Here is a 26447-nt window from a genome sequence, read left to right as displayed (position 1 = left end):
TGTTTGCAAGAATGCAGCCAGATGGCCATCTCAGGGGCGACGGGACGTTCCCTGCAGCACCAGCTTGATCAACGGCGCCAGGGTGGCGCTCAGACGGACCAGCCGGGTAAGGCTGCTGCCACCAGGGCTGCGTGCGCCCTTGCCGCTGAGGAAGCCCAGCAGGGTGACGATGCCGACTCCCCATAATGGCGCGTGCTTGATCCCCAGCGAGCCGGGCAGGTCGTGGGCCATGCCGCGCATCCGGTGCAGCGGGCGCAGCACCTGGGCCGACTCATGACGGATTTCCTGGCGGTGCATTTCCATGCGCAGACGAATCAGCGCCTTGCGCAGTTCACGGCGGTTATTGCCATGGGGCAATTCAGGCAGACTCATGGCATCAATCGCTCGCGGTCATTGGCCAGTTCTTCCAGGGTGGAGTGGAAGGGTGAGGACTCATCGAAAATCGCCGCCTTCAGGCGCATTGCGCAGAACAGCGCAGCCAGCGTGTAGAACACGCAGAGGCCAATGATGCCGCTCAGGCGATAGCTGTCCCAGAGCAGAATCAGCAGCAGTGCGGAAAGGCCGATGAGCAGCAGCAGCGCGAACACCAGCGCCAGGCCGGCAAACAGCAGCAGGCTGACGGTGCGGGCTTTCTGTTCCTGCAACTCGATGCCGAACAGCTCGACATGGCTGTGCAGCAGGCCCAGAAAAGCCGCGCCCAGGCGGCGAGTGGACGAGCCAGTGTCGGTCGACGAAGGACCGGATCCGGTTTCTGTCATATCGATCAGCGCCGGGTGGCCAGAAGGCCGATCAGAAAGCCTACGCCGGCCGCGATGCCGATCGACTGCCACGGGTTGTTCTGCACGTATTCCTCAGCGGCCACCACCGCTTCCTCGCTGCGCACGCGCAGGGTTTCCTCGGTCAGTTTTAGCGTTTCACGAGCACGCAGCAGGCTGTCCTGGATCTGCGCCCGCAGTTCGTCGGCCTGGTCTCCCGCCAGGGAGGCCGTGTGCGCCAGCAGCTTTTCCGTGTCGGCAACCAGTGTCTGGAAGTCTGCCATCAATATGTCCTGGGCTTTCTCTGCTGTCGGGCGAGCCATGGTGTTCTCCGTTGAGGTGGCGTTATGGGGTTTCGAGTATGGCTGATAACTGAAGGTTCATTCCAATCGGCGCGGCGTTGACACGTCGACACTGGTACAGCTTTTGCTATCTGCTGGTGCGCCAGGGAGGTGTCGCGCTCCATTGCGGAGCGTGGGTGGCGGCGATATCGCCGAAATCATGATCCGAACATCATAAAACCGAGAAAAACGCCGTCGCGGTCAATCGGTCTGCCTGCCTGTGTGCGCCATTAAGAGTCGTGCTTGCATCCTTGTGCGCTTAATTGGTGCTTTTTTTGCGGAAGGGTAGAGAGATTGTGCCGTCCGGATGCGTTTTCATCATTTGCAGGCCTGCCTCTCGATGGAAAATGTGCAAAGCGCGGTGGACACGCTGGTCCATGGCTCCAATACCCTGTTCATTCTGATCGGCGCGATCATGGTTCTGGCCATGCACGCCGGTTTCGCCTTTCTTGAAGTCGGTACGGTCCGGCAGAAGAACCAGGTCAACGCGTTGTCGAAAATCCTCAGCGATTTCGCGGTGTCGACCCTTGCCTACTTCTTTGTCGGCTACTGGATTTCCTACGGGGTCACGTTCCTGGCGCCAGCGGCCGTGATCGCCACTGACCACGGTTACGGCCTGGTCAAATTCTTCTTTCTGCTGACCTTTGCCGCAGCAATCCCGGCGATCATTTCCGGTGGCATCGCGGAGCGTGCGCGCTTCGCCCCACAGTTGTGCGCCACGGTGCTGATCGTCGCCTTCGTTTACCCGTTTTTCGAAGGCATGGTGTGGAACGGCAATTTTGGCTTGCAGGCCTGGTTGCTGGCGCGGTTCGGTGCCAGCTTCCATGACTTCGCCGGCTCCGTGGTGGTGCATGCCATGGGCGGCTGGCTGGCGCTGGCGGCGGTCACCTTGCTGGGCCCTCGCAATGGCCGTTATCGCGACGGCAAGCTGGTGGCCTATCCACCGTCGAGCATTCCGTTCCTGGCGCTGGGCTCGTGGATTCTTATCGTCGGCTGGTTCGGCTTCAACGTCATGAGCGCCCAGACCCTCGACGGCGTCAGCGGGCTGGTGGCGGTCAACTCGCTGATGGCCATGGTCGGCGGTACCGTCGCAGCGTTGCTGGTGGGGCGCAATGACCCAGGCTTCCTGCACAACGGCCCGCTGGCGGGCCTGGTTGCGGTGTGTGCCGGTTCCGACCTGATGCATCCGGTTGGCGCGCTGGTCACCGGCGTCGTGGCCGGTGCCTTGTTCGTCTGGTGCTTCACGGCGGCCCAGGTGCGCTGGAAGATCGACGACGTGCTGGGCGTCTGGCCGCTGCATGGCCTGTGCGGTGTCTGGGGCGGAATCGCCTGCGGCATTTTCGGCCAGACCGCTTTTGGCGGTATCGGCGGGGTCAGCCTGATCAGCCAGTTGATCGGCAGCGCACTGGGTGTGGTCATCGCCCTGGCTGGCGGCTTTCTGGTCTATGGCGTGATTCGTCTGTGTCTGGGGCTGCGTCTGACACAGGAGCAGGAGTACTACGGCGCGGATCTGTCGATTCACAAGATCGGCGCAGTCAGCCACGACTGACCCGCGAGTGCCTGTACCGCTCGCCGTTCGGTGGGCGGGCAGGCGCAGTTTCAGTCTCGACGATGGGGGCGGACCGACCTAAACTGGCGACCCGCGCCTTGAACCGAGGAACCCGCCATGTCGCCGGAATGCCAACTGTTCGGTACCCTGGGTTGTCATTTGTGCGAAATCGCCGAGGCCGAGTTGATGCCCCTGGTGGAGCATGGCCTGCTGGTCGAGCTGATCGATATCACTGAGCGTGAAGACTGGAACCAGAAGTACGAGCTGCGTATTCCGGTGTTGCGGCGCACCGACACCGGCGCCGAACTGGACTGGCCGTTCGACGCCGCGCAAGTGGCGCATTTTCTGCGGTAGAGCGAGAAACCCTGAAAGGCTTCAGAGGTATTGCGTGTCGACCACCATCGCCTTGGCGACCGCTTCTTTCTGCGCTTCGCTCATGCCGTCCCAGACGTGAACCTTGGCGTAGTAGCCCAGGCCGGCAACGACGTACAGGCTCAGGGTGAAAATGATGAACAGTGACATGAAGGTCCAGCGACCGACGTCGTTGTCTTCATTGCTGAACGACTGCGAGTAGTTCTCTTCGTTTTGTGCGGACGTCCCGGTGGAAAGTCGTTTGATCCATTGAAACAGTTGAACCAGCATGGTGAAACCTCGAAAGTTGAAAGAGAAATCTGTACGTGGGCAGTGGGGCGACAGCGGCTGTCGCGCGTCTTCAGTGCCGACGCTGAACCTGCGGCATTCACGCATGTTTGCGCTGAACAAAAGCTGAAAACGAAAAAAGCCCGTCTAGGACGGGCTTTCTTTTTATGAGTTCAGGTCTTGCAGACGCGTTCGCTTTCGATCACCGGGATTGCCCGGGTCGTGCGTTTTCGCGCCTGTCTGCCGATTTGGAAACATTTTAGAACAAAACGGCTTCGCGCATCTACCGCCGTCATGTGGTTGTCAGACAACTGGTGCTGTTTTTTCCTGCGACATTTCGTCACGCACAGGGCTCGTGGCGAATGTCTGTCGTCATCCGGTTTTCATCCTCAGCAGGCTGGGCGTGAAGTCCTACAGCGCCCGCTTACCGTTCTGCTTGTCCAGTACCTGCTTACGATTGAACCATGTACAGCCGTTGACACTTCGCACATTTACCTATTGAAAACAGGTAACTCACAAGGAAGCAGGCTACTCATGGTTAACGTTGAGCAATTGAAATCCCACGTCCTGAACATGCCGGCCGATGCGATCTGCGAGGCGCTGCTCGAACTGCGCATGGACGGCGTCGTGATCGAGTATCAGACCCCGTTCAACCGCCTGCACTTCAATACGTGCTTTGCCGAGATCGAAGCGTTGTTCCAGCGCGCCGGCTATCACCGACAGATCGACGTGCTGGGTTATGAAGGTCAGATCTACGCGCTGTTCGACCCGAGCCGCAAGTCGCCGGTCGACGTGTTGCGCTGGCTGAAACGCCAGTACGGGCTGTGCGCTGTGACCTCCCTCGCATCCGTTGCCCATGCCGGGTGATAATGCGGCGCGCGTCACTTCCGTCACCCCGATGTCGAGTCATCCATGTCCGATTCCGCTTTCACCCCGGCCGATCGTCAGGCCAGCACCCTGTACCTGCCGCCCGGTCCCTGGCTGACCGTGCTCGATTGCCTGTGCGACCGCTTCAGTGCCATCAGCCGTGAGCGCTGGCTCGACCGGATCGCCCGTGGTCGGGTGCTGGACGCGGATGGCAAACCTATTGCGGTGGACCTGGCCTATCGGGAAGGGCTGCGCATTCATTACTTCCGCGAAGTGCCGAATGAAACACCGATCCCGGTGCAGGAGGCGATTCTGTACGCCGACGAGCATCTGGTGGTGGCCGACAAGCCGCATTTCCTGCCGGTGACACCGTCCGGCGAATACGTCGAACAGACCTTGTTGCGCCGACTGATCCGTACCTTGGACAACCCGCATCTGGTGCCGCTGCACCGGATTGACCGGGCCACTGCCGGGCTGGTGCTGTTCTCCGCCAATCGCGACACCCGTGCGGCGTATCAGGCGCTGTTTCCCACGCGGCAGATCGACAAGTGCTACGAGGCCGTGGCTCCGGCGTTGCCTCATCTTGAGTTTCCGATGGTGCATAAAAGCCGACTGGTCGATGGCGAGCCGTTCTTTCGCATGCAGGAAGCGGCGGAAGGGCCGAGCAACACCGAAACCCGTATCGAGGTGTGCGAGCGCAACGGCGACCTGTGGCGTTACGGGCTGTATCCGGTGACTGGCAAGAAGCATCAGTTGCGGGTGCATATGGCGGCGCTGGGGGCGGCAATCTGCAACGATCCGTTTTATCCGCAGGTGATTCGCGATGCTGTCGACGACTACGACAACCCGCTGAAGCTGCTGGCGCGGGGCTTGCGTTTTATCGACCCGGTCAACGGGCAAGCGCGACAGTTCGAGAGCCGTATCCGCTTGCAGTGGTGAACGGAGCGGTGTTGTCGTTGAAGCCGGTGTTTCAGGCAGACCGCTTTCGCGACCCTCGCAAACTCGGATCCCTCCCACAGGGATTTATGGTGTTTTTGCAGTTGTGATGGTTTGCAAATGCACATCTGTGGGAGAGGGTTCTGCTCGCGATGGCGTCAGTCCTGGCAATGCTGTAGCGCCTGACCCACGGCTATCGCGGGCAAGCGCGCTCCTGCAGGGCAAGAATGACAGCCCATAAAAAAAGACCCGCCATGGTTGGCGGGTCTTTTTTTGCGTTCAGGCCGGAATCACAGTTCTTTGACGGTACGCACCTGATCCTTGTTGATCCGGGTTTCCTTGCCGTCCAGTTGCTTGAACTCATAGAAGCCGGACTCTTCGTCATATTTTGGCGTGTCCGTTGCCTGGATTTCGCGACCGTCATTCAGGGTGATCACAGTGGGCGAGGAACAACCGGCCAGGCCGGCGAGGCTCAGTGCGAGCAGAAGGGCTGCGGGGATAGTCCGTTGTTTCATTACTGTGTCTCCGAGAGATATTTCTTTGTGTAGTAACTTTTCTGACGTGACGCTCGCCAGCAAAGTTCCATGAAACCGTTGTCGGGCGGTTCAGGGTTTGATCTCGCTCAACAGATCCGGGGTATTGAGGTTGGCCAGCCGCGGATCGTCGTCGGGGCAGTGCAGCGCCACGGCGCCGAGTTCGACCATGGTCTTGCCGGGGCTGCGCCGGCCCTGTTGCCAATGCTGCTCGAACGCTGTGGCATGGGTGGTTGGAATGCAGCACAGCAGCGGCTCCCAATGATCGCCCTGACGGACCATCACCGGTTTGTCCGGGTGTTCGGCGGCGGTACGGCGCAGCCCCTGCAACAGCTCGACGTCCAGCAGCGGCGAATCGCAGGGCATGACCAGCAGAAACCCGTGACGGGCGGCTGCCAGTCCGGCGCGAATGCCGGCAAACGGCCCCTGAAAGTCGCGGTCATCATCCTGCACCAGGCGGTCGGCGAAGCGGGCGTATTGCTCGGCGTTGCGGTTGCAGGAAATGATCAGGTCGTCGGTCAGCGGACGGGTCAATCGGTGCAGATGCTGGATCAGCGGCTCGCCGCGCCACTCGATCAGGCCCTTGTCACGACCGCCCATGCGCTGGCCCTGACCGCCGGCAAGTAACAGGATGGAGCAGGGGGCGAGGGTATCGACGGCACTCATGGCGAACTCGGTCAGCGAGGAAAATGAAGTGCTGTGATATAACACCGCACTGTTTCTCCTACAACCGGACCCTGCCGATGAAAGCCAAGGCTGACACTCCTTTTGTGCCGTTGAACATTGCCGTTCTGACCGTCAGCGACACCCGTACCTTTGAAAACGACACCTCCGGGCAGATGTTCGTCGATCGCCTGACCGAAGCGGGTCACGGCTTGATCGATCGCGTCCTGCTCAAGGATGACCTGTACAAGATCCGCGCCCAGGTGGCGACCTGGATTGCCGACGATCAGGTGCAGGTCGTACTGATCACCGGCGGTACCGGTTTTACCGGCCGCGACAGCACGCCGGAAGCGGTGGCCTGCCTGCTGGACAAGCAAGTCGACGGCTTTGGCGAGCTGTTCCGGCAGATTTCCCTCGCCGATATCGGCAGCTCCACCATCCAGTCCCGTGCCCTGGCCGGTCTGGCCAACGGCACGCTGGTCTGCTGTCTGCCGGGTTCGACCAATGCCGTGCGCACCGGTTGGGACGGCATCCTCGCCGACCAGTTGAACAACAGTTTCCGCCCGTGCAATTTCGTGCCGCACCTGAAGAAGGCCGAACCCTGTGGCAGCCGCGGGTGAGCACGATGAGTAATCCTGAAAAGCCGGGCCTGATTCCAGTCGAAGAGGCCATGGAGCGTCTGATGCAACTGGCCGCTGCGGCGCCGATTCGCGAACAGGAAACGGTGGCGCTGGCCGATGCCCAAGGGCGAGTGCTGGCTGACGATCTGGTGTCGACCCTCGACCTGCCGCCGTGGCCGAACAGTGCCATGGACGGTTATGCGCTGCGGGTTTCCGACTGGACCGGCGAGCCATTGCCGGTCAGCCAGCGGATCTTCGCCGGGCAGGCACCACAGCCTTTGCAGCCGGGCACCTGCGCGCGGATCTTCACCGGTGCGCCGGTGCCGGAAGGCGCCGATTGCGTGGAAATGCAAGAGAACGCCGAGGTTCAGGGCGATGAGCGCGTGCGTTTCCTCGAACCGCTGAGCATCGACCAGAACATCCGCCCCAAGGGCCAGGAAACCACGGTCGGCGACAAGGTGCTCGATGCTGGCACTCGACTCACCCCGATTGAACTGGGGTTGGCAGCGACCCTGGGCCTGAGCCATCTGCAGGTGGTGCGGCGTGCGCGGGTGGCGGTGCTGTCGACCGGCGACGAACTGATCGAACCGGGTCTGCCGCTGGGGCCGGGGCAGATCTACAACAGCAACCGGGTGCTGCTGTGCAGCTGGCTCAAACGCATGGGCTGCGAAGTGGTCGACGCCGGCATTCTGGCGGACAACCTGGAAAAGACCCGTGCGGCGCTCGGTGCTCTTGGCGATGTCGACCTGATCCTGTCCACCGGCGGCGTGTCGGTGGGCGAGGCCGACTTCCTCGGCCATGCCCTGCGTGAAGAAGGCGAAATTTCCCTGTGGAAACTGGCGATCAAGCCGGGCAAGCCGCTGACCTTCGGCCATTTCCGTGGCGTGCCGGTGATCGGTTTGCCGGGTAATCCGGCGTCCACGCTGGTGACCTTTGCGCTGCTGGCGCGACCTTACCTGCTGCGCCGGCTGGGCGTCAGCAAGGTCAAACCCTTGCAGTTCAAAGTGCCCGCCGGGTTTGTCTGGGGCAAGCCGGGCACCCGCCGTGAGTACCTGCGCGGGCGTATCGAAGACGGGCGCCTGATCGCTTATCGCAATCAGAGCTCTGGCGTGCTGCGCAGCGCAGCCTGGGCCGACGGCCTGATCGAGGTGAGAGAGGGCACCACCGTCGCCGAGGGCGATCTGCTCGATTTCATTCCGTTGAGCGAAGTACTCGGCTGATCTGCGGATCAGCCGGGTTTTCTGGCGATCTGTCTCTTTTCACTGCGCGGCGGCACCCTGAACGGGTGCTGTCGCGTACGTCATCATTCAATCCTTCATTCGTGCGTCTGACGCATTCATACACTGAGCAAATATCAATTTTCGTGATTCCACCGGCTTTTTAAACTAGCGGAAATTCCCTGATTTTCCGGAGTGAATAGCCATGTTTCACGCTGTATTTGCCTGTGTTCCGCACGTTGGCGGGAGCGGCGCGTGACGGCGGTGGTGTCCGTCTCGCCACTCAAACCGGCGGCCCCGGCTGTGTTCGGCCTGCAGACCATCCTCGGCCTGGTCGGCGTGTTGGTGGCCGTGTTAGTAGCAGGGATCAACGAAGGCGTGACGCGGATTGCCCTGGCCGACATTCGCGGTGCGATGTTCATCGGCTACGACGAAGGCACTTGGGTCACTGCCGGTTATGCCGCGACCTCGCTGATCGCCACAGCATTCGCGCCCTGGTTTGCCGTGACCCTGTCCCTGCGCCGTTTCACCCTCGCTGCCGTAGGCGCGTTCGTGGTACTGGCACTGCTGTCGCCGCTGGCTCCCGACTATCACAGTTTCATCCTGCTGCGCCTGTTGCAGGGGCTGGCGGCCGGTTGCCTGCCGCCGATGCTGATGACCGTGGCCCTGCGTTTTCTGCCGCCGGGCATCAAGCTGTACGGCCTGGCGGGCTATGCGCTGACCGCCACGTTCGGCCCCAGTCTGGGTGTGCCGCTGGCGGCGCTGTGGACCGAGTATTTCAACTGGCAGTGGACGTTCTGGCAGGTGGTCACGCCGTGTGTGGTGGCAATGATCGCCATTGCCCACGGCATCCCCCAGGATCCGCCACGGCTGGAGCGTTTTCGCGACTTCAACTGGCGCGGTGCGCTGCTGGGCGCGGCGTCCTTGGGCATGTTGGTGACCGGCTTGTTGCAGGGCAATCGGCTGGACTGGTTCGAGTCGGCACTGATCGGCTGGCTGCTCGGCGGTGGTGCGCTGCTGCTGGTGCTGTTCATGATCAATGAATGGTTCACCGCCGTGCCGTTCTTCAACCTGCGCATGTTGACCAACCTCAACCTGTCCCACGCCCTGCTGACTCTCGGCGGCGTACTGGTGGTGCTGACGGCGACCGGTTCTATTCCGGCGGCGTACCTGGCCCAGGTCCACGGCTATCGGCCGCTGCAGACGGCGCCGATGTTCCTGCTGGTGGCGCTGCCGCAACTGATCGTGCTGCCGCTGTTGGCCGCCCTGTGCAACCTGCGCTGGATCGACTGCCGCTGGGTGCTGACCTGCGGGCTCTGTTTGCTGGCGCTGTATTGCTTCGCGGCCACACAGATGAGCCCGGAATGGATTCGCGACCATTTCTACAGCCTGCAATTGCTGCAGGTGCTCGGCCAGCCCATGGCGGTGCTGCCGTTGCTGATCCAGGCCACCAGCGGCATCGCGCCACCCGACGGACCCTTCGCCTCGGCGTGGTTCAACACGGTCAGGGGCCTGGCCTCCGTGGTAGCCACCGGGGTACTCGATGCGCTGACCACATCCCGTCAGCATTTTCACTCGAACATGCTGGTCGACCGCCTTGGCAACAGCCCTGAGCTGGCCGGCTCGGATTCGCCGGCATCGCTGGCGCAGCGCATCCACGAGCAGGTCGTGACCCTGACCAGCATCGATCTCTATTACTGCATGGGCTGGGTGGCGGCGGCGCTGATCCTGCTCATTCCGTTGATGACACGACGGGTCTATCCACCTCGTGCGCCCACCTGATTGCGACCTTTGAGAACACAAGCATGAGCATGACTTCGAAACAGACCCTGGCCCTGTGCGGCGTGGTGATCGCTCTGGCGGCGGTCGGTATCTATACGCTGACCGGCCATGGTGGCCGACAGACCACCAACGACGCCTACATCGTCGCCGATTACTCCAACGTGGCGCCAAAGGTGGCCGGATTCATCAGCCAGGTGCTGGTGGAAGACAACCAACAGGTCAAGGCCGGTCAATTGTTGGCAGTGATCGACGACCGTGACTTCCAGACCGCACTGGCCGCCTCCGAAGCCGAAGTGCTGAGCGCCCGTGCGCAGTTCGAACAGGCCAGTGCCGTGCTGCAACGGCAGGCTTCGGTGATCTCCCAGGCCGATGCCGTGCTGGCGGCGAGCAGGGCGGAAGTGACCTTTGCCGAACAGGAACAGGCGCGCTACGCGCATCTGGCCGGCATGGGCGCCGGCACGGTGCAGAACGCCCAGCAGGCGCGTAACCGCATCGACACGGCGCGCGCCCGGCAAAACAGTGCTACGGCCTCGCTGGCTGCCGACCGCAAGCAGATCGACATCCTCACTGCGCAACAACATGCTGCCGCCGCCGGGCTCAAGCGCGCCGAAGCGGCCCACGACCAGGCGCAATTGCAGCTGTCTTACACGCGCATCGTCGCGCCGGTAGACGGTATGGTCGGCGAGCGGGCGATGCGGGTCGGCAACTACGTGACACCGGGTAGCCGCTTGCTGTCGGTGGTGCCGCTGAAACAGGTCTACGTGGTCGGCAATTTCCAGGAAACCCAGCTCACCGACGTGCTGCCGGGGCAGGCGGTCGAGGTGCGCGTCGACACCTTCGCCGGGCACACCCTCAAGGGGCGCGTGGAAAGCATTGCCCCGGCGACCGGCGTGACCTTTGCCGCGATCAAGCCGGATAACGCTACTGGCAACTTCACCAAAGTCGTGCAGCGTCTGCCGGTGAAGATCGTCTTCGACGCCCAGCAGCCGTTGCTGGAGCGCTTGCGCGTGGGTATGTCGGTGGAGGCGAGCATCGATGTGCACTCGGTGGCTGACCAGCAAGAGGCCAGCGCGCAATGAAGCCGTTCGTGATGCTGCAAGGGCTGGCATTGGCCGGGTGTGTGCTGGCGTTGTCCGCCTGTCAGGTCGGCGATGACTTTCAGGCACCGGCCTCAAGTGCTCAGGTGGACTGGCTGCCGGTCAACGGCGAGCAGGCGCCGAGCCGCGTTCAGACGGCCCCGATCAAGGCGCGCTGGTGGGAGGTCTTCAACGATCCGCTGCTGTCATCGCTGATCGACCGGGCGACGGCGGCGAATCTCGATCTTAAGATCGCCGGCAGCCGTCTCGAACAGAGCCGCGCGGCCCGTCAGGTGGTTGCGGGAGACCAGTTGCCGAGTGTCGCGGCGGGCATGAGCTATCAGCGTGCGCGCAACAGCGGCGAAGGCTTGAGCGACCCGTCGGGCAAGAACGGCAAGGCGGCGTTCAATTTGTGGGATGGCGGGGTGGATGCGTCCTGGGAAGTTGACCTGTGGGGCAGGGTCAGGCGCGAAGTCGAGGCCGCCGACGCCAGTGTCGTAGTGGCCGATAACGACCGTCGCGGTGTGCTGCTGTCGCTGCAGGCCGAGACAGCGCGAGACTATCTGCAATTGCGCGGCGTGCAGGACACCCTGGCGGTGACTCGGGACAATCTTGGGGTGGCGCGCAACAGTCTGGAACTGTCGAAAGTGCGGCAGGCCAGCGGTGTCGCGACCCACCTGGACGTGGCCGAAGCGTCGGCGCAGGTGGCGACGGTCGAGGCGCGCATTCCGCTGCTGGAGCAGCGTCAGGCGCAATTGATCAACGCCTTGAGCCTGCTGCTGGCGCAGACGCCGCGCACCTTGCAGAGCGAGCTGAGCACAACCGTTCAGCGGCTGCCGTTGCCGACGGCGATTGCCGTGGGACTGCCATCGGAGCTGGCGCAGCGCCGCCCCGACATTCGTCAGGCCGAGGCCCGTCTGCATGTCGCGGCGGCCAGCGTTGGTGTGGCTGAGGGCGATTTCTATCCGCGTATCGTACTGTCGGGCAATGTCGGCTTTCAGTCGATGCAACTGGCGGATTTCGGCAGTTGGGGATCGCGCCAGTTCGGCATCGGTCCGCAATTGAGTGTGCCGATTTTCGAGGGGGGGCGGTTGCGTGGAATGTTGCATCTGCGCGAGGCGCAAGAGCAGGAGGCGGCGCTGAATTATCAGAAGACCGTGCTGCGCGCCTGGCAGGAAATCGACGACAGCATGAGCCTGTACAACGCCAGCCAGTTGCAACAAGGCAAGCTGCGTGAAGCCGTCGCGCAGAACCAGCTCGCGCTGAACACCGCCCACCAGCAGTACAAGGAGGGGGTGGTGGATTTCCTCAATGTACTGACGGTGCAGCGTTCGTTGCTGGCCAGTCAGGAGCAACTGGTCGACAGCAGCACCGCGCAGACCCTGGCGCTGGTGGGGCTTTACAAGGCGCTGGGTGGAGGTTGGTAAGCAGGGTGTCGTGTGTGCCGTACCAGCCCAGTATGGATGTGGGAGGGAGCTCTGCTCGCGATAGCGCCAGATCAGCCAGCTCGATGTCGATTGACCCACCGCCATCGCGAGCAGAGCTCCCTCCCACAGGATGATGTTTCTGGCACAAGGCTTGTGGTGTCTGCACGGACGCCTTCGCGACCCTCGTGACCTCGGATCCCACGGCCTGCGGCCAGAAGCGAAAGTCGGACTGCTGCAGGGTGAGCGCTGAGGTTTGTTTTTGTGGGAGGGAGCTCTGCTCGCGATAGCGTCAGTTCAGCCACTGCCGGGCTGACTGACCGACCGCCATCGCGAGCAGAGCTCCCTCCCACAGATGTGTTTCGTTTGCGGGATCTCGGCATGGCAATACTGCCGGGATGATCATCGCAAGCCCCTGTGGGAGGGATCCGAGGTCACGAGGGTCGCGAAAGCGATCTGTCTGACACACTGCTTTCGCGACCCTCGCAAACTCGGATCCCTTGTAAGATAATTTTTGCCTGCCTCAGATCGTGGATCCCTCGGATTCCGAGATCGTGAGAGAGCATGGGTCGAGGCAGGCTCTTTCCTAAACTAGTCCGAACGGTTGCCAGGGCGCAAAGCCCGATTCTGCAAGGTTGGACACGAGGAAAATCCCATGGACCAAGACTCAGCGTTTGTCGGAATTGATGTTTCCAAAGGCACTCTGGACTCATTCGTCAGCACGACCGGTCAGGTCGAGCAGTTTCTCAACTCACATGACGATATCCAGCGTCTGATCAAGTACCTCAAGGTGCAAACGCCTGCCCTCGTGGTACTGGAGGCAACAGGTGGATTCGAGCGATTGCCAGCCGCAGAGCTGTCTGCCGCCGGGCTTCCGGTTGTCATCGTCAATCCGCGTCAAGTCCGTGACTTTGCCAAGGCGACGGGGCAATTGGCGAAAACCGACGTGCTGGATGCCCAGGTCATTGCCGCGTTTGCCCAGGCGGTCAAACCGGCCATTCGCGAGCTTCCTGATGAGCATACCCGCGAGCTGGCTGACCTGCTGGTTCGGCGTCGCCAGATCATCGACATGATCGTGGCGGAAGAGTCCCGCTTGAAGCAGGCCGTGTTCAAAGCCCTGAAAAAAGACATCAAGGCTCATATCGTCTGGCTGCAAAAGCGCCTGAAGAATACAGACGATGATCTACACGAATCGATCAAGGCTTCTCCGGTCTGGAAGGCCAACTACGATCTGTTGCGCGAGGTGAAAGGCGTGGGTGATGTGCTTGCACTTTCGCTGCTGGCGATGTTGCCAGAGCTGGGCAAGGTCAATCGCAAGCAGGTGGCTGCTCTGGTCGGAGTCGCGCCGTACAACTGCGACAGTGGCGTTTACAGGGGGCATCGAAGGATCTGGGGCGGGCGAGCAGAGATAAGGAGCGTGCTTTACATGGCAACCCTGTCTTCGAAAAACCATAACCCGGTGATAGAGCGGTTCTACAACCACCTACTGGCCGCTGGAAAGACGAAGAAGGTCGCCTTGGTGGCGTGCATGAGAAAACTGCTGACGATCTTGAATGCCATGATCCGTGATCAGAAACATTTCGCTGAAATGGCTTGAGGTTCGACACGGTTGCTCCCACGGCCTGGTGCCAGAAGCCTCGTTTGGCGCATGACAAAACGCTGCCCACCTGCCCTCAACGCTTCTGCAACCACCCCAGGAAGTTGTTCTTCTTGACCACCACCGGCTTGCGCAGCAACACATGCTGGGTGCCTTGCTGACGGATTGCCTGCAGCTTGTTCAGGGCGGTGGTGATTTCCACCCGTTGTTCCATGGCCTGGCGCGTGGCGGCCTTGTCGATGCGGTAGATCACGCAGGAGGTGAGGGCGATGAAGCGCGCCGACGACGGGGTGTCAGCCAGCACGCTCTGTTCGCCCATGACCTCGCCCGGGCCCATGCGTCCGGCTTCCACCAGGGTGTTGCCGTCCGGCACGTTGGCCGAGACCACGCCTGTGGCGATCACCAGCAGGCCGTCGGTGATCTCGCCGACATCGAGAATGGTCTGCCCGGCCGCGTATTCCTGCGCGGTCATGTTCTGCGCCAGTTGGCTCTTTTCGTCCGCCGTGCTGGTGCGGAACACTTTCACCTCGTCGAGCAGCGCCCGTGGCCGCGACATGACTTCAGAGGTGGTCTCCGATTGCCAGGCGATGCCTGCCGCTTCCAGATGCCGATAGGCGAGGTCGAACAACAGATTGCGCACATCGCTCTTGTTGGCCAGGTCGCTGATGAAACCGGTCATGGCGTATTCGATGGTGGTCGGGCTGGTGTCCTTGACCACGGCGCGCGGCTTGGGCGTCTGCAGCAGCGCGCTGCAGCCCTGCAACGCGCGCTCCAGCGCGTCGAGCACCCGGCGCGGGCGAATGTGCGGCGACATCATGATGTTGATCGACACGCCGTGGACGTTCACTGGCCGGCTCAGGTTGACGATCTTGGCCTTGGCCGCCACCGAATTGGGGATCACCACCATGGTGCCGACCCCGGTCAGCAGGTGAGTGGCGCGCCAGTCGATGTCGACCACCTTGCCCTCCATGCCGTCGATGGAAATCGCGTCATCCACCTGATAGGGCTTGGTGGTGTTGAGGATGATCCCGGAAAACACGTCACTGAGGGTGCTCTGCAAGGCCAGACCGACAATGATCGCCATGGCGCCGGATGTCGCCAGCAGGCCCTTGACCGGCAACTGCAAGACGTAGCCGGCGGCCGCGACGATGGCGATCAGGAAAATCACCGCGCCGATCACCTCCTGCAACAAGCGCCCGCTGTGGCCGACCCGCCCGGTCAGCAGCAGGCCGAGCACCACAGTCAGCGTGCGCGCGGCATACACCCACCAGACGATGGCCAGCGCCGTGGCGCCGAATTGCAGGGCACTGTCGTCCGGCCAGGCCGGTGCTTCCAGCGGGCTGACGCCGAGGTTGATGATCACCAGGCTGTAGGCGACGAAGATCCCCAGCCGCGCCGTCACCCGTTGCAGCCGCCGTTGCTCGCTCAGCAGATGCCAGACCAGTACGTCGGCCAGTAACAGAAGCAGGCTCCAGGCTAGCGAGTAATGAGGGGCATCGGTCGGCATCAGAGGTATCCGCAGGAGGTTCGCACAGGAAAGTGGCTCGCGCGGATGTTAGGAACAATGTTGCGCAAAAGTCTAGAAGCCGCGCCGCGACCTTATGGATAGGTCTCAAACCTGTAGGAGCTGGCTTGTCCTGCGACCGACGGGGAACCCGTCGTAAAACCTGAGTATGCGGTGTATTGGGCACACCGCGTTCTCTGGGTTTACTGCCGGTGCCCGGCAGGTCGCAGGGCAAGCCAGCTCCTACAGGTGATGTGCATTTTGGCCCGAATCAGGCGCTGCGCGCGCCCTTGCCATCCACCAACAAAAACACCACCAGTGCTACCAGCGGCAGGCCCGCGCCCAGGGCAATCACGCCCTGCCAGGCGTGGCTTTCATACAGCAGGCTGGTGATCGCCGAACCGATGGCGCCACCCACGAAAATGCTGGTCATGTACAGCGCATTCAGGCGTCCACGGCTGGCCGGGTCGAGGGCGTAGATCGCCCGCTGGCCCAGCACCATGTTCATCTGCACGGCGAAATCCAGCAGCACCCCGGTCAGGGCCAGACCGATCACCGTGTAGCCGGGCGTGCTCAGGCCGAGCAGAAAGGCCAGCGGCGCCAGGATCATCGCGATCAGCGAGGCGCGACGGGTCAGGCCGGCATCGGCCAGGCGCCCGGCGATGGGCGCGGCGATTGCGCCGATGGCACCGACCAGGGCAAAAATCGCGATCTGGCTTTGCGATAGGCCGTGCTGACGGGCCAGCTCCACCGGTACGGCGGTCCAGAACAGGCTGAAGCCGGCGAACAGCAGGCCCTGATACAACGCCCGTTGACGCAGCACAGCGTGGCGGCGCATCAGCGTCACCAGCGACCTCAGCAGTTGCCCGTAGGACGCCTTATGGTCCGGCACCCGGCGCGGAATGGTCAGCGCCAGCACCGTGACGATCGCCAGCATCACCAGGGTTGCGTAGAGAAACACCGCGCGCCAGCCGAAGTGGTCGGCGATCAGGCTCGACAGTGGCCGGGCCAGCAGAATGCCCAGCAGCAGCCCGCTCATGATGTTGCCCACCACTTGCCCACGCGACTGTTCCGGGGCCAGATGCGCCGCCAGCGGAATCAGCATTTGCACCGACACCGAACTGAACCCGATCAGCAACGACACCAGCAGAAAACCGCTGGCGTGCTGCATGGTCGCGGCGGCAAGCAGGCTGGCGCCGGCCAGCACGGCGGTGGCGATCATCAGCCTGCGGTTCTCGATCAGGTCCGACAACGGCACCAGAAACAGCAGCCCCAGGGCATAGCCGATCTGGGTCAGCGACACGATCAGGCTGGCGCTGTGGGCCGAGAGCCCGAGGTCCGGGGCGATCAGTTCGACGATCGGCTGGGCGTAGTAGATGTTGGCGACAATGGCGCCGCAGCAGAAGGCAAACAGCAGCACCATGGCCCGTGTCAGGCGCTGGGTGGGTAACGAAGAAGTCATTGAGGGTGTCATCTCGATCTGCTCTGTCGGTGAAAAGGGAGTCGGCAACGGAAGCGAAGCCTAATACGGCAGCAGACCGGGCAGAATCGGCCGCTGGCGCAAAACCACGTTGCGTCAGGCGCAAGAGTACTTTGATTCGATTCGATGATTAACTAAATGACAAATGACAGACTTTCCGCACACCGGATAATTGCAAACACGTGGTTGTTACTTGCCGGTAACTACCCCAACAGATAATACCGCCGTGTGCTTTTAACTGATTAGATGAACGCTGACTAAAAATGGATCAGTCGTGGCGGTGCTGCCTACGGGCTATTGTGCGTAGGTATTGCCGATCATGGCAGTGCGTGCGAATCCACTCTAAGGATTGCGGAATTATGATAAGTCTCGGTCAGACTACGGTCTCCCTGGAGCTCAGGGACGTATTCAGGGATGGCGTGGCCTTGCGCGTCGGAACGCGCGCGTTCGACATCCTCGAATTGCTCATCCGTTGTCAGGGCCAACTGGTCAGCAAGGAGCAGATCCTGCAGCGGGTCTGGCCGGACACCGTGGTCGAGGAGAACAACCTGCAGGTGCACATTTCGGCGCTGCGCAAGGTGCTGGGCCCCGACCGTGACCTGATCCGCACCATCCCCGGTCGGGGCTATCTGCTGGTGGGTGGCGACGGCGGTTTCGTCGACAGCGCCTTCAGCGGGCAACTGCACGAGCACCACGGCGCAGTGCTGGACAACCACAGCCGCATGCCAGCCGCCGTGGAGCTGCTGGGGCGTGAAGGCCTGCTGGAGGAACTGACTGCAGCGTTGGGTGAGGAGGGTGCGCTGGTCACCCTGCTGGGGCCGGGCGGCGTGGGCAAGACCGCGCTGGCGGCCGAAGTCGCACGCCGGGGTTTCGAAGGGAAAAACCAGCCGGTGTATTTCGTGCCGCTGGCGCAATTGCAGTGCGGCGAGCTGCTGCTCGATACCTTGGGCAACGCGCTGAATCTGGAGTGCGCGGCCGCCGATTCGTTGCTGCAAAGCGTGGTTCAGCGTCTGGTCCAGCAGCCTGGGCTGATCGTGCTGGACAACTGCGAACACCTGATCGACCGGGTCGCGGCGCTGGTCGAATTGCTGCGGCGTATCGTCCCGACATTGCGCGTCATCGCCACCAGCCGCGAACCGCTGCGGGTGGCCGGCGAACGCAGCGTGCAGGTGCCGCCGCTGGAATTCGCCAACGCCAGTGCCGAGCGCGCGGCGATTCTGGCCAGTACCTCGGCGCAGCTGTTCCTGCGTCATTGGCGTGCGCTGGACAGCCACACCGCGCATGGCGGCGACGGGGCGCTGGACGATTACAGCGTCGAACTGGTGGGCGAGGTCTGTCGCCGTCTCGAAGGTATTCCGCTGGGCCTGGAAATGGCGGCGGCGCGGGCCTGCGCCTTGGGCCTGTACCAATTGCTGTCCAGCCTCGACGACAGCATCCACCTGCTCTCGGCCAGCCTGCGCACCGCGCCGCCACGCCACCAGACTCTGCAGGCGTCGGTGCAGTGGGGTTATCGGTTGTTGAGCGCAGACGAGCGCACGGTGTTGCGCAGCCTGGCCGGGCTGGACGGGCGCTTTACTCTGGAACAGGCCTGCGATTCCATGCAGCGCACAGGGCTGGCGCGTCCGGCGATCATGGATTGCGTGGTGCGGCTGGCGACGAAATCCTGGTTGATGGTGTCGGTGCAGGGGCCTTACCGCTTCTACCGGATGCCGGCGGCGACCCGCGCCTGCCTGCTTGCGGCGAACATTCAGGAGCCGCTCGGCGAGGTGCTCCGGCCCGCGTTGCAAGAGCTCGATGCGCCGACGCTGGCCAGCCTGCAAGTACCCAGGGCTGTGCCGATCGGGCCCGACGGGTATCATGCACGGCATCAGAGAGCATTGGCGACCGGCCGATGAACCGACGGAATCCCTTATGAGTGTGACCCCCCGGGTATATGTGGTCGACGACGATGCGGCCATTCGTACGTCCCTGCAACGACTGCTGAATTCCGCCGACATCCCTTGCAGCGTGTTCGACAGCGCCGAAGCGTTCCTCGCCGCGCCGCCGGAACCGGGACCGACCTGCCTGCTGCTGGATGTCAATCTGGCCCAGGGCACCGGGTTCGATCTGCAGGACACCTTGCTCGCACGCGGTCTGCATTTTCCGATCATCTTCATGACTGGCTACGGCACCATCGCCATGTCGGTGCGCGCCATCAAGGCCGGCGCCCACGAGTTTCTGACCAAGCCGTTCGAGCCTGAGCAGTTGCTGGATCTGGTGCGTCAGGCGCTGCTGATCGACGAGCGCAACCTGGCCGAACGCTGCCTGACCTGCGACATCCGCGAGCGTTTCGCCAGCCTGACCCCGCGCGAGAAAGAAGTCATGGAACTGCTGGTGACCGGCAAGCTGAACAAACAGATCGCACTGGAACTGGGCACCAGCGAAGTCACGGCGAAAGTTCACAAGAAACACGTCATGACCAAGATGAATGCGCGCAATGTCATCGAATTGTTGAAGATGCGCGAACGCCTCGGACTTTGCCTGAATCAACCCGTGCGCAACTCGCTCGAAAGCTAAGTTGGCAAGTTATATGTTGTGCGACATTAAAACTTTATCGGTTCACTGCAGCCGCGAAGTTCACGCCGCGCACTTCAGTGGTCATTGTCCATCCCGTTCATTGTTTGGCTGACTGTCATCGCCAGTGTTTCTCAGGGTTTTTCATGAGCCGTATTTCCCACCCGCCTGATTCCGCGCAGCCCGGTGCGCAACCCTATGCCGTCGAGCGTTTTCTGCGGCTGGCCATCGGTGCGGCGGCAGCATTGGCCGAAGTGCATGCGCGCGGTGTGCTGCACCGCGACATCAAGCCCGGCAACCTGATCGAGGATAACGACGGGGTGGTGCGTCTGAGCGGCTTCGACCTGGCGGTGGAGATCGGCCCCGGCGGGCATTCGCCGGTCAGCGATTCGATCTGCGGCACCCTGGCCTACATGGCGCCGGAGCAGGCGCGGCGGGTCGAGCGTCAGGCCGATGCGCGCAGTGATCTGTATTCCCTGGGCATGACCTTTTACGAATGGCTGGCCGGGCGCCTGCCGTTTGCGGCCGAGGATGCGGTGGAGTGGGTGTACTGCCATGTGGCGCGCCAGCCGCCGACGTTGCAGCAGTTTCGCGGCGACATTCCGGCGACCCTGGCCGAACTGGTCGGCAAGCTGATCGCCAAGAACCCCGACGAACGCTACCAGAGCGCGGCAAGCCTGCTGGCTGACCTGCGCGAATGCCAGCGCCAGTGGCAGCAGTATCGCGACATTGCCGGGTTCACCCTCGGTGGCGGCGAACGCCACGGCCTACCGTTTCAGCGCCGGTCCATGGTGGGGAGCAGCCGCGAATCGATCATGGCGCCGTGGGCGTCGATCAGCATCCCCGGCGGTCAGGACGTCCTCGACCTGTCCTCGGTGATGAAGGCGGTGCAGGCGCTGTCCGCAGAAACCGGCCAGGACCGGCTGATCGAAATGCTCATCAGCCATACCGTCATGCATGCCGGCGCCCAGCGTGCGCTGCTGTTGCTGGTGAAGAACGGCGCGCCGATGATCTGCGCCATCGGTCAGGGGGGCGACAGCGGCCTGCGGATTGAACTGATCGAGACCGTGCCGGACAAGCACCATTTGCCGCTGTCGATCCTCTATCGGGTCATGCGCACCCAGCAGCGTCTGGTGCTGGACGACGTCAGCGTCGATCCGTATTTCGGTGCCGACGAATACCTGCGCGAACACCGCGTGCGCTCGGCGTTGTGCCTGCCGTTGCTTCGGCAGGGCCAGATCAGTGGCGTGCTGTACCTGGAAAACAACCTGGCGCCCGGCGTGTTCACGGCCTGTCGCAGCGGCGTGCTGGAATTGCTGGCAGGGCAGGCAGCGATCTCGTTGGAAACCGCCCGGTTGCACCACCAGTTGCAGGAAGAAAACGCCCGCCGCCGCGACATCGAACACGCCCTGCGCAGCGCCCGCGCGGAACTGGCGCAAGTCGCCCAGGCCACGGTGATGGGTGAACTGGCGGCGTCCATCGCCCACGAGATCAACCAGCCGCTGGGGGCCATCGTCTCCAACGCGGCGGCCAGTGTGCGCTGGCTCAACCGCGAAACCCCGGTGGTGGAAGAAGCGCTGTCCGGCCTGCACGACATCGTTCGCGACGGGCGCCGGGCAGGGGAGATCGTCAACGCCCTGCAATCCCTGGCCCGACAAGGTCCGCACCATCGTTGCCGTCTGCAGATCAACGACGTGATCCGCCATGTGGTGGCGCTGACGCTGGTGGAGGTGGAGCAGAAGCGGGTGTTGATGACCACTCACCTGACGCGCTCGCCGTTGCAGGTGTATGCGTCGAGTGTGCAATTGCAGCAAGTGGTGCTGAACCTGATCCTAAACGCCCTTGACGCCATGAGCCCCGGCGATCAGGTGCTGCGCCGGCTGTCGATCGCCAGCGAAGTGGTCGGCTGTGAATACCTGGTCGTCAGCGTCGAAGACACCGGCCCCGGCGTCGACCCGGCAGACCTCGGCAAACTGTTCAACGCCTTCTACACCACCAAGGACAAAGGTATGGGCATGGGGCTGGCCATCTGTCAGTCCATCATCAACGCCCACGGCGGCCAACTCTACGCCATGCCCGCACGGTACGGCGGCGCGACATTCGTCTTCACCCTGCCGGTGGTGGCGGGTGGTTGATATTTCGCAAACGGACGAAAGCGATTTGCCTGACCCACCGCCTTCGCGACCCTCGCAAACTCGGAACCCTCCCACGGCCTTTGGCCAGAAACAACGGCAGGTAACACACACCTCTCCGTAGCACCGATCTATTGTGGGAGCGAAATCATTCGCGATCATCAACCAGGCGACACAACACCATCGTCAGGAAAAATGCATCGCAAATAAATTCGCTCCCACCGTTTCTCAGGGTGTCAGGCAGATTCCAGTACACCGCCAAAACCCGCTGCAGTCGGGCTTGCCGGCGGCAATCTTGAGGACGCCTTCGCGGGCGAGCCCGCTCCCACAGGGAATGTGTGTGTTTCGCCGGCTTTTGATCTGGCCTTTGATCTTGGGGCCCCGTTCCAGAAGGCCGAACGCAGGCGATGCGCAGTGGGTTGAGCGACAGGATGTCGCGAGAGCCGCGTGGGCCATGGATGGCCCATTCGCGGCGTGCCCACGGAGCGTCGCCGGAGTGCGGGTACACCGAGCATTAGCGAGGTGCCGTATGGTGGGGTGAAAAGCCCTTGGTTACTTGGGGCTTTTCCAAGTAACTCGCCGCCAGGCGAAACAAGGCTGCGTTAGCAGACCAGCAATACGCCAGACACACTGCATGAACAGGATTTACGACGACTTCGTCGCCGCTCGCAGGGCAAGCCAGCTCCTACAAGGGTTCGCGTAACGTGCCGAAGGCGAAACAGGCTGCGTTAGCAGACTCGGCGGAGTGTCAGGCACGCCAAAGACACAGGTTTTACGACGAGTGCCTCGCCGGTCGCAGGGCAAGCCAGCTCCTACAGCCGCTCGCAGGACAAGCCAGCTCCTACAAGGGTTCGCGTAACGTGCCGAAGGCGAAGCAAGGCTGCGTTAGCAGACTCGGCGGAGTGTCAGGCACGCCAAAGACACAGGTTTTACGACGAGTGCCTCGCCGGTCGCAGGGCAAGCCAGCTCCTACAGCCGCTCGTAGGGCAAGCCAGCGCCTACAGAAACCCGCGTTGCGGAAATCAATACGGCCAGGTCGACGCCAGCAACTGCTCGCAAAACCCGCCGACCTGCACGTGATGGTCATAAAACGCCAACACATCCGCATTGATCGTCCCACACGTACTCTGCGGCCGATGCAACTGCCCCAACGCCAGCGTGTGCAAAAACTTCACCTTGAACCCCGGCTCCCGTGGATACGCCGTCAGCACCCGCGCCAGCGCGCCCGGGCCGAACGCCTGACAGTGGGTGCCGAGCAGATCGGTCTGCACCGCCGCCGCCAGCAACGCCGTCAACGGCGGCTTGTGCTCGGCAATACCGGGCGTGGTATGCAGCGCAATCGCGTCCCAGACCTGAGCGATGTCATCCCGCGAGCGGCCATAACCCCGCAGAAACTGACTGGCAGCATCGGCGCTGTCCACCTCGAAACGTTGCTGGGAATGCGCGTACAGCCGGGTCACGCCGATCCGCAGAAACAGCGCGCTGATGTACAGCAACTCGCAATCGTGAACCAACTGGCGGCTGTCACCCAGCAAGCGGGCAAAGACAAACGTGCGCAGGGCGGCATCGAACAGCAGGTCCGGCTGGGTGGCGCGCATCAACTCGGTCGCCGCGCGGGCCATCGCGCTGTCCGGGATCGGGATGCCGGCTACGTATCGGGTGGTCACGTGCGTTCCTCGCAACGAACCATGTATCGGGGAATTTCACGGTAGACCTACACCCGCCGGTCGTCCTTGGGTACCCCCTGAAAAGTTCTGAATCGCTCTGTGCCGCGCCTCGCAGCGGTGCCGGGGTTATTAACCATTCAGGACATTTAATACCCCGAGAAGGACTTTCAGGCCGGGGCTGCACAGACTTCATGTTCCGCCATCCGTGAAGCTGGAGAGCCTGGAATGAATGCAATCAATCTGTCACTGGTGCGAGAGGCCATGCTGGCCGGACTGATGCCTGCTGCTGAAGACGAACGGGACGAGCGCGTCGCGCTGTCGCCGTGGCAGGAGCGGCGGGCCAAGGAATTGATGTGCAGCCAGATGGACAAGGGCCTGTCGATCGCGCGCGTCGCCAGCGAGTGTTCGTTGTCGCGCAGTCATTTCTCCCGAGCGTTCAAGAAAAACACCGGCCTGTCCCCCCGCGACTGGTTTCTGCAATTGCGCCTGGACAAGGCCAAGGGCCTGCTCGTCGAGTCGGACCTGAGCATCTCGCAGATCAGCCTGGATTGCGGCTTCGCCGACCAGTCGCATTTCACCCGCGTGTTTACCCGCGTGGTTGGCTTCACCCCGTTCAACTGGCGGCGCGCCAGCGCGGCGGGCTTGTGCCTTGAGGTGTTGTGCGGGCATTGAGCAGGTAAAAGCACAAACAGACAATTCAGGGGTGGGGCGGGTGTGTATATCTGCGCCTTTTCTCCCGTCAAACCCGGAATGACTGAATGAATCGCAACGACCTGCGCCGCGTCGACATGAACCTGCTGGTGATCTTTGAATCGCTGATGTTCGAACGAAACCTGACGCGGGTCGCCGAGAAGCTGTTCATGGGCCAGCCGGCGATCAGTGCGGCGCTGGCGCGACTGCGCGATCTGTTCGACGACCCGCTGTTGTTGCGCAACGGTCGCGCCATGGAGCCGACTGCCCGCGCGCTGGACATCCTCAAGGAGCTGCAGCCTGCACTGGACACCATTTCCGGGGCGGTCAGCCGGGCCAAGGAATTCGATCCGGCCACCAGTTGCGACATCTTCCGTATTGGCCTGTCGGACGATGCCGAGTTCGGTCTGTTTCCACCGCTGCTCAATCGCCTGCGCGAAGAAGCGCCGGGCATCATCGTTGTGGTGCGTCGCGCCAACTTCCTGTTGATGCCGTCGTTGCTGGCCTCCGGCGAGATTTCCGTGGGCATCAGCTACACCACCGAGCTGCCGGCCAACGCCAAGCGCAAGAAGCTGCGCGACATCGGTGTCAAGGTGCTGCGCGGCGACAAGCGCCCCGAGCCGCTGACCCTCGACGACTACTGCGCGCGGCCGCACACCATGGTGTCGTTCTCCGGTGATCTGAGCGGCAATATCGATATCGATCTGGCGAAAGTCGGCCGGGCGCGAAAAGTCGTGGTCGCGGTGCCGCAGTTCAGCGGCCTGCGTGCCTTGCTCGCGGGTACCGAGATGATCGCCACCGTGCCGGATTACGCCGCCTGCGCGCTGGTCGAAGGTTGTGCGCTGCGCGCCGAAGACCCACCGTTCCCGATCGAGCCGGCAGAGTTGTCGATGGTGTGGAGCGGGGTACACGACAACGACCCGGCCGAACGCTGGCTGCGCTCGCGGATCACCGAATTCATGTCCCAGGAAACCCGGCCAATGCCGTGAGCGTAAAGGCTCTGGGGGAGCGCGCTTGCCCGCGAAGAGGCCGGTACATCCGCACGCATTGGTGTCGACAGGTATGTATCTTCGCGGGCAAGCCCGCTCCCACAGGAGGCGCCACGCACAACCCCGCAACAATCTGGCAACCCGCCCTTTGTAGGAGTGAGCTTGCTCGCGATAGCGATCATTCATTCAACGCGGCAGTGACCGGGATGGCGCCATCGCGAGCAAGCTCACTCCTACAGGAAACGCGGTGACTTTGGGTCAGTTGTAACCAGTTGTAATACAACCCCACATCGAAGCACGTCTGTTCAATATCGCCAATTCCTACCAAGGCACTATGGATTCATCTTCTTGAATCTGTTGGTGCGCGATGAGTCATTCCCCTTCCAGTGAGCGCATGCAGGACCTCGGTCTGTTGTTTCTGCGGGTCGCCGGGGCGCTGTTTCTGCTGTTCGTCCACGGCCTGCCCAAGCTGCTCGATTTCAAGGCGCAGCTGCAACTGATCGAAGACCCGTTCCACATGGGCGCGACGTTGACCCTGAGCATGGCGATCTTTGCCGAAGTGCTGTGCCCGTTGCTGATTCTGACCGGCGTGCTGGCGCGACTGGCGTGCCTGCCTATTCTCTTCCTGCTGCTGGTGGCGCTGACTGTGGTGCACGGCGACTGGAGCGTGGAGCAGGGCCAGTTCGGCTGGTTGCTGCTGATTCTTTTCACCACCGTGCTGATCGCCGGCCCAGGCCGCCTGGCGCTCAACACGCGTTTGCCTGGAGCACTGCGTTATGCCTGAGTCCGTCCTGTCTGCCGAGAACGCCGCGACCTCGAAACTGTCCACCGACGAAATCGTCACCCTGGTGGTCAAGCACCGCGTCAAGGCCGGTCTGGAAACTCAGTACGAAGCCTGGCTGCGCCGGATCGTCACCATCGCCAGCGGCTATCCCGGCCATCTTGGCGTCGATGTGATTCGTGGCAAGGCTGACGGCCTGCACATGTTCACCTGCGTGCTGCGCTTCTGTTCCACCGACGCCATGCAGAGCTGGCTGCAGTCGAACGAGCGCAGCCAGCTGGTCGCCGAAGCCGCCCCGATGCTGGCCGACGGCGATTTCACCGAGGTCAACCCGCACAACGAATTCTGGTTCGTGCCGGCAGGCGACGCACCGCAACCGCCGCGCTGGAAGCAGGCGGTGGTGACCTTTTTCGTGATCTGCCCGTTGACCCTGCTGATCCCGCTGCTGTGGGGGCCGGTATTCAAGGCCTTCCCGCTGCTGGGCAACTACGTGATCAGCACCGCACTGGTGACCATCACCATCGTGCTGCTGGTGGTGTACCTGCTGATGCCGCAAGCGACCCGACTGGCCGCGCCGTGGCTGAACGCCAGGGCGGACAGCGACCATGAAGGATGATCGCGACGACCCCGATTTCGCCAGTGGCCGCCGGCG

Annotated in this window: 26 protein-coding genes; 17 read left to right on the top strand and 9 right to left on the bottom strand. The window is 62.5% G+C overall.

All coding sequences use genetic code 11. From position 1 onward, the window contains the following. Positions 1-30: 30 nt before the first annotated feature. Genes ACIPL0_RS20310 through ACIPL0_RS20300 form a run of 3 tightly spaced genes read right to left on the bottom strand, consistent with a single transcriptional unit; the run spans position 31 to position 1078 of the window. On the bottom strand, positions 31-372 hold the full coding sequence (locus ACIPL0_RS20310) for a hypothetical protein (protein ID WP_400598649.1): 342 nt from the start codon (positions 370-372) through the stop codon (positions 31-33). Next, the gene (locus ACIPL0_RS20305; protein ID WP_400598651.1) at positions 369-758 is read right to left on the bottom strand and encodes a phage holin family protein; all 390 of its coding nucleotides are present in this window, start codon (positions 756-758) and stop codon (positions 369-371) included. Before ACIPL0_RS20305 ends, ACIPL0_RS20310 begins: the two co-directional genes overlap by 4 nt. A 5-nt stretch (positions 759-763) precedes the next feature. Further along, a complete protein-coding gene (locus tag ACIPL0_RS20300; RefSeq protein WP_400598653.1) occupies positions 764-1078 on the bottom strand; it encodes a YqjD family protein in 315 nt (104 codons plus the stop codon). Between the two features lie 358 nt (positions 1079-1436). Here ACIPL0_RS20300 and ACIPL0_RS20295 point away from each other — a divergent pair, with 358 nt between their 5' ends. Together ACIPL0_RS20295 and ACIPL0_RS20290 are read left to right on the top strand one after the other, a co-directional pair. Then, positions 1437-2645, top strand: a complete 1209-nt coding sequence (locus tag ACIPL0_RS20295; protein WP_400598655.1) for an ammonium transporter — start codon at positions 1437-1439, stop codon at positions 2643-2645. Positions 2646-2762: 117 nt separating this feature from the next. Continuing rightward, entirely contained in the window at positions 2763-2999 is a 237-nt protein-coding gene (locus tag ACIPL0_RS20290) for a glutaredoxin family protein (RefSeq protein ID WP_400598657.1), read from the top strand. A gap of 21 nt (positions 3000-3020) precedes the next feature. On the opposite strand, the gene ACIPL0_RS20285 is transcribed toward ACIPL0_RS20290, so the two are convergent. Next, positions 3021-3287: a hypothetical protein gene (locus ACIPL0_RS20285; RefSeq protein WP_400598659.1), complete on the bottom strand. Its 267-nt coding sequence runs from the start codon at positions 3285-3287 to the stop codon at positions 3021-3023. A gap of 531 nt (positions 3288-3818) precedes the next feature. On the opposite strand from ACIPL0_RS20285, the gene ACIPL0_RS20280 reads away from it, so the two are divergent. Together ACIPL0_RS20280 and ACIPL0_RS20275 are read left to right on the top strand one after the other, a co-directional pair. Continuing rightward, positions 3819-4151 (top strand): transcriptional regulator, encoded by a 333-nt coding sequence (locus ACIPL0_RS20280; RefSeq protein WP_400598661.1) that lies wholly within the window; start codon positions 3819-3821, stop codon positions 4149-4151. 45 nt (positions 4152-4196) lie between these two features. After that, positions 4197-5090 carry a pseudouridine synthase gene (locus ACIPL0_RS20275; protein ID WP_400598663.1) on the top strand — a complete coding sequence of 298 codons (894 nt, stop codon included), beginning with the start codon at positions 4197-4199 and terminating at the stop codon, positions 5088-5090. A 287-nt stretch (positions 5091-5377) separates the two neighbouring features. Here ACIPL0_RS20275 and ACIPL0_RS20270 read toward each other — a convergent pair whose 3' ends face one another. Beyond that, positions 5378-5602: a YgdI/YgdR family lipoprotein gene (locus ACIPL0_RS20270; RefSeq protein WP_400598666.1), complete on the bottom strand. Its 225-nt coding sequence runs from the start codon at positions 5600-5602 to the stop codon at positions 5378-5380. A 90-nt stretch (positions 5603-5692) separates the two neighbouring features. Continuing rightward, positions 5693-6286 carry a molybdenum cofactor guanylyltransferase MobA gene (gene mobA, locus ACIPL0_RS20265; RefSeq protein ID WP_400598668.1) on the bottom strand — a complete coding sequence of 198 codons (594 nt, stop codon included), beginning with the start codon at positions 6284-6286 and terminating at the stop codon, positions 5693-5695. Between the two features lie 77 nt (positions 6287-6363). Here mobA and moaB point away from each other — a divergent pair, with 77 nt between their 5' ends. The 6 genes from moaB (at position 6364) to ACIPL0_RS20235 (ending at position 13999) form a co-directional block, all read left to right on the top strand. Next, positions 6364-6903, top strand: coding sequence for a molybdenum cofactor biosynthesis protein B (gene moaB / locus ACIPL0_RS20260; RefSeq protein WP_400598670.1), 540 nt, complete (start codon positions 6364-6366; stop codon positions 6901-6903). Between the two features lie 5 nt (positions 6904-6908). Beyond that, positions 6909-8123: a gephyrin-like molybdotransferase Glp gene (gene glp / locus ACIPL0_RS20255; RefSeq protein ID WP_400598672.1), complete on the top strand. Its 1215-nt coding sequence runs from the start codon at positions 6909-6911 to the stop codon at positions 8121-8123. A 252-nt stretch (positions 8124-8375) separates the two neighbouring features. Next, positions 8376-9902: an MFS transporter gene (locus ACIPL0_RS20250; protein ID WP_400598674.1), complete on the top strand. Its 1527-nt coding sequence runs from the start codon at positions 8376-8378 to the stop codon at positions 9900-9902. Positions 9903-9925: 23 nt separating this feature from the next. Beyond that, entirely contained in the window at positions 9926-10981 is a 1056-nt protein-coding gene (locus ACIPL0_RS20245) for an HlyD family secretion protein (protein ID WP_400598676.1), read from the top strand. Beyond that, positions 10978-12405 (top strand): efflux transporter outer membrane subunit, encoded by a 1428-nt coding sequence (locus ACIPL0_RS20240; protein WP_400598678.1) that lies wholly within the window; start codon positions 10978-10980, stop codon positions 12403-12405. The genes ACIPL0_RS20245 and ACIPL0_RS20240 overlap by 4 nt, the downstream gene beginning before the upstream one ends. Before the next feature lie 652 nt (positions 12406-13057). Beyond that, positions 13058-13999 (top strand): IS110 family transposase, encoded by a 942-nt coding sequence (locus ACIPL0_RS20235; RefSeq protein WP_400598680.1) that lies wholly within the window; start codon positions 13058-13060, stop codon positions 13997-13999. Positions 14000-14075: 76 nt separating this feature from the next. On the opposite strand, the gene ACIPL0_RS20230 is transcribed toward ACIPL0_RS20235, so the two are convergent. Together ACIPL0_RS20230 and ACIPL0_RS20225 are read right to left on the bottom strand one after the other, a co-directional pair. Next, positions 14076-15506, bottom strand: coding sequence for a mechanosensitive ion channel domain-containing protein (locus ACIPL0_RS20230; protein WP_400598683.1), 1431 nt, complete (start codon positions 15504-15506; stop codon positions 14076-14078). A 268-nt stretch (positions 15507-15774) separates the two neighbouring features. Further along, complete coding sequence (locus ACIPL0_RS20225) at positions 15775-16977, bottom strand: MFS transporter (protein ID WP_400598685.1); 1203 nt, start codon at positions 16975-16977, stop codon at positions 15775-15777. A gap of 431 nt (positions 16978-17408) precedes the next feature. Between ACIPL0_RS20225 and ACIPL0_RS20220 the strand changes: the two genes are divergently transcribed. From ACIPL0_RS20220 to ACIPL0_RS20210, 3 genes are all read left to right on the top strand, one after another. Continuing rightward, a complete protein-coding gene (locus ACIPL0_RS20220) occupies positions 17409-18878 on the top strand; it encodes an ATP-binding protein (RefSeq protein WP_400598687.1) in 1470 nt (489 codons plus the stop codon). Positions 18879-18894: 16 nt separating this feature from the next. Then, positions 18895-19539 (top strand): response regulator transcription factor, encoded by a 645-nt coding sequence (locus ACIPL0_RS20215; protein WP_400598689.1) that lies wholly within the window; start codon positions 18895-18897, stop codon positions 19537-19539. A 143-nt stretch (positions 19540-19682) separates the two neighbouring features. Beyond that, the gene (locus tag ACIPL0_RS20210) at positions 19683-21671 is read left to right on the top strand and encodes an ATP-binding protein (RefSeq protein WP_400598691.1); all 1989 of its coding nucleotides are present in this window, start codon (positions 19683-19685) and stop codon (positions 21669-21671) included. A 1019-nt stretch (positions 21672-22690) separates the two neighbouring features. On the opposite strand, the gene ACIPL0_RS20205 is transcribed toward ACIPL0_RS20210, so the two are convergent. Then, positions 22691-23335, bottom strand: a complete 645-nt coding sequence (locus ACIPL0_RS20205; RefSeq protein WP_400598693.1) for a phosphohydrolase — start codon at positions 23333-23335, stop codon at positions 22691-22693. A 225-nt stretch (positions 23336-23560) separates the two neighbouring features. Here ACIPL0_RS20205 and ACIPL0_RS20200 point away from each other — a divergent pair, with 225 nt between their 5' ends. The 4 genes from ACIPL0_RS20200 to ACIPL0_RS20185 all read left to right on the top strand — a co-directional run bounded on the left by ACIPL0_RS20200 (position 23561) and on the right by ACIPL0_RS20185 (position 26411). Next, the gene (locus ACIPL0_RS20200; protein WP_400598695.1) at positions 23561-24007 is read left to right on the top strand and encodes a helix-turn-helix domain-containing protein; all 447 of its coding nucleotides are present in this window, start codon (positions 23561-23563) and stop codon (positions 24005-24007) included. Between the two features lie 86 nt (positions 24008-24093). Continuing rightward, the gene (locus ACIPL0_RS20195; protein ID WP_400598697.1) at positions 24094-25014 is read left to right on the top strand and encodes a LysR substrate-binding domain-containing protein; all 921 of its coding nucleotides are present in this window, start codon (positions 24094-24096) and stop codon (positions 25012-25014) included. Positions 25015-25381: 367 nt separating this feature from the next. Beyond that, positions 25382-25798, top strand: coding sequence for a DoxX family protein (locus ACIPL0_RS20190; RefSeq protein ID WP_400598699.1), 417 nt, complete (start codon positions 25382-25384; stop codon positions 25796-25798). Continuing rightward, positions 25791-26411 (top strand): antibiotic biosynthesis monooxygenase, encoded by a 621-nt coding sequence (locus ACIPL0_RS20185; RefSeq protein WP_400598701.1) that lies wholly within the window; start codon positions 25791-25793, stop codon positions 26409-26411. The genes ACIPL0_RS20190 and ACIPL0_RS20185 overlap by 8 nt, the downstream gene beginning before the upstream one ends. Positions 26412-26447 lie beyond the last annotated feature (36 nt).

It is taken from the genome of Pseudomonas sp. NPDC090208, assembly GCF_044746785.1.
GTDB lineage: Bacteria > Pseudomonadota > Gammaproteobacteria > Pseudomonadales > Pseudomonadaceae > Aquipseudomonas.
The sequence above is the reverse complement of the archived record's forward strand: the minus strand, read 5'-3'. Positions and strand labels throughout refer to the sequence as shown.

Coding starts and splice junctions, on each gene's coding strand:
- ACIPL0_RS20310 (WP_400598649.1), bottom strand. CDS start 372: ATGAGTCTGCCTGAATTGCCCCATGGCAATAACCGCCGTGAACTGCGC.
- ACIPL0_RS20305 (WP_400598651.1), bottom strand. CDS start 758: ATGACAGAAACCGGATCCGGTCCTTCGTCGACCGACACTGGCTCGTCC.
- ACIPL0_RS20300 (WP_400598653.1), bottom strand. CDS start 1,078: ATGGCTCGCCCGACAGCAGAGAAAGCCCAGGACATATTGATGGCAGAC.
- ACIPL0_RS20295 (WP_400598655.1), top strand. CDS start 1,437: ATGGAAAATGTGCAAAGCGCGGTGGACACGCTGGTCCATGGCTCCAAT.
- ACIPL0_RS20290 (WP_400598657.1), top strand. CDS start 2,763: ATGTCGCCGGAATGCCAACTGTTCGGTACCCTGGGTTGTCATTTGTGC.
- ACIPL0_RS20285 (WP_400598659.1), bottom strand. CDS start 3,287: ATGCTGGTTCAACTGTTTCAATGGATCAAACGACTTTCCACCGGGACG.
- ACIPL0_RS20280 (WP_400598661.1), top strand. CDS start 3,819: ATGGTTAACGTTGAGCAATTGAAATCCCACGTCCTGAACATGCCGGCC.
- ACIPL0_RS20275 (WP_400598663.1), top strand. CDS start 4,197: ATGTCCGATTCCGCTTTCACCCCGGCCGATCGTCAGGCCAGCACCCTG.
- ACIPL0_RS20270 (WP_400598666.1), bottom strand. CDS start 5,602: ATGAAACAACGGACTATCCCCGCAGCCCTTCTGCTCGCACTGAGCCTC.
- mobA (WP_400598668.1), bottom strand. CDS start 6,286: ATGAGTGCCGTCGATACCCTCGCCCCCTGCTCCATCCTGTTACTTGCC.
- moaB (WP_400598670.1), top strand. CDS start 6,364: ATGAAAGCCAAGGCTGACACTCCTTTTGTGCCGTTGAACATTGCCGTT.
- glp (WP_400598672.1), top strand. CDS start 6,909: ATGAGTAATCCTGAAAAGCCGGGCCTGATTCCAGTCGAAGAGGCCATG.
- ACIPL0_RS20245 (WP_400598676.1), top strand. CDS start 9,926: ATGAGCATGACTTCGAAACAGACCCTGGCCCTGTGCGGCGTGGTGATC.
- ACIPL0_RS20240 (WP_400598678.1), top strand. CDS start 10,978: ATGAAGCCGTTCGTGATGCTGCAAGGGCTGGCATTGGCCGGGTGTGTG.
- ACIPL0_RS20235 (WP_400598680.1), top strand. CDS start 13,058: ATGGACCAAGACTCAGCGTTTGTCGGAATTGATGTTTCCAAAGGCACT.
- ACIPL0_RS20230 (WP_400598683.1), bottom strand. CDS start 15,506: ATGCCGACCGATGCCCCTCATTACTCGCTAGCCTGGAGCCTGCTTCTG.
- ACIPL0_RS20225 (WP_400598685.1), bottom strand. CDS start 16,977: ATGACACCCTCAATGACTTCTTCGTTACCCACCCAGCGCCTGACACGG.
- ACIPL0_RS20215 (WP_400598689.1), top strand. CDS start 18,895: ATGAGTGTGACCCCCCGGGTATATGTGGTCGACGACGATGCGGCCATT.
- ACIPL0_RS20210 (WP_400598691.1), top strand. CDS start 19,683: ATGAGCCGTATTTCCCACCCGCCTGATTCCGCGCAGCCCGGTGCGCAA.
- ACIPL0_RS20200 (WP_400598695.1), top strand. CDS start 23,561: ATGAATGCAATCAATCTGTCACTGGTGCGAGAGGCCATGCTGGCCGGA.
- ACIPL0_RS20195 (WP_400598697.1), top strand. CDS start 24,094: ATGAATCGCAACGACCTGCGCCGCGTCGACATGAACCTGCTGGTGATC.
- ACIPL0_RS20190 (WP_400598699.1), top strand. CDS start 25,382: ATGAGTCATTCCCCTTCCAGTGAGCGCATGCAGGACCTCGGTCTGTTG.
- ACIPL0_RS20185 (WP_400598701.1), top strand. CDS start 25,791: ATGCCTGAGTCCGTCCTGTCTGCCGAGAACGCCGCGACCTCGAAACTG.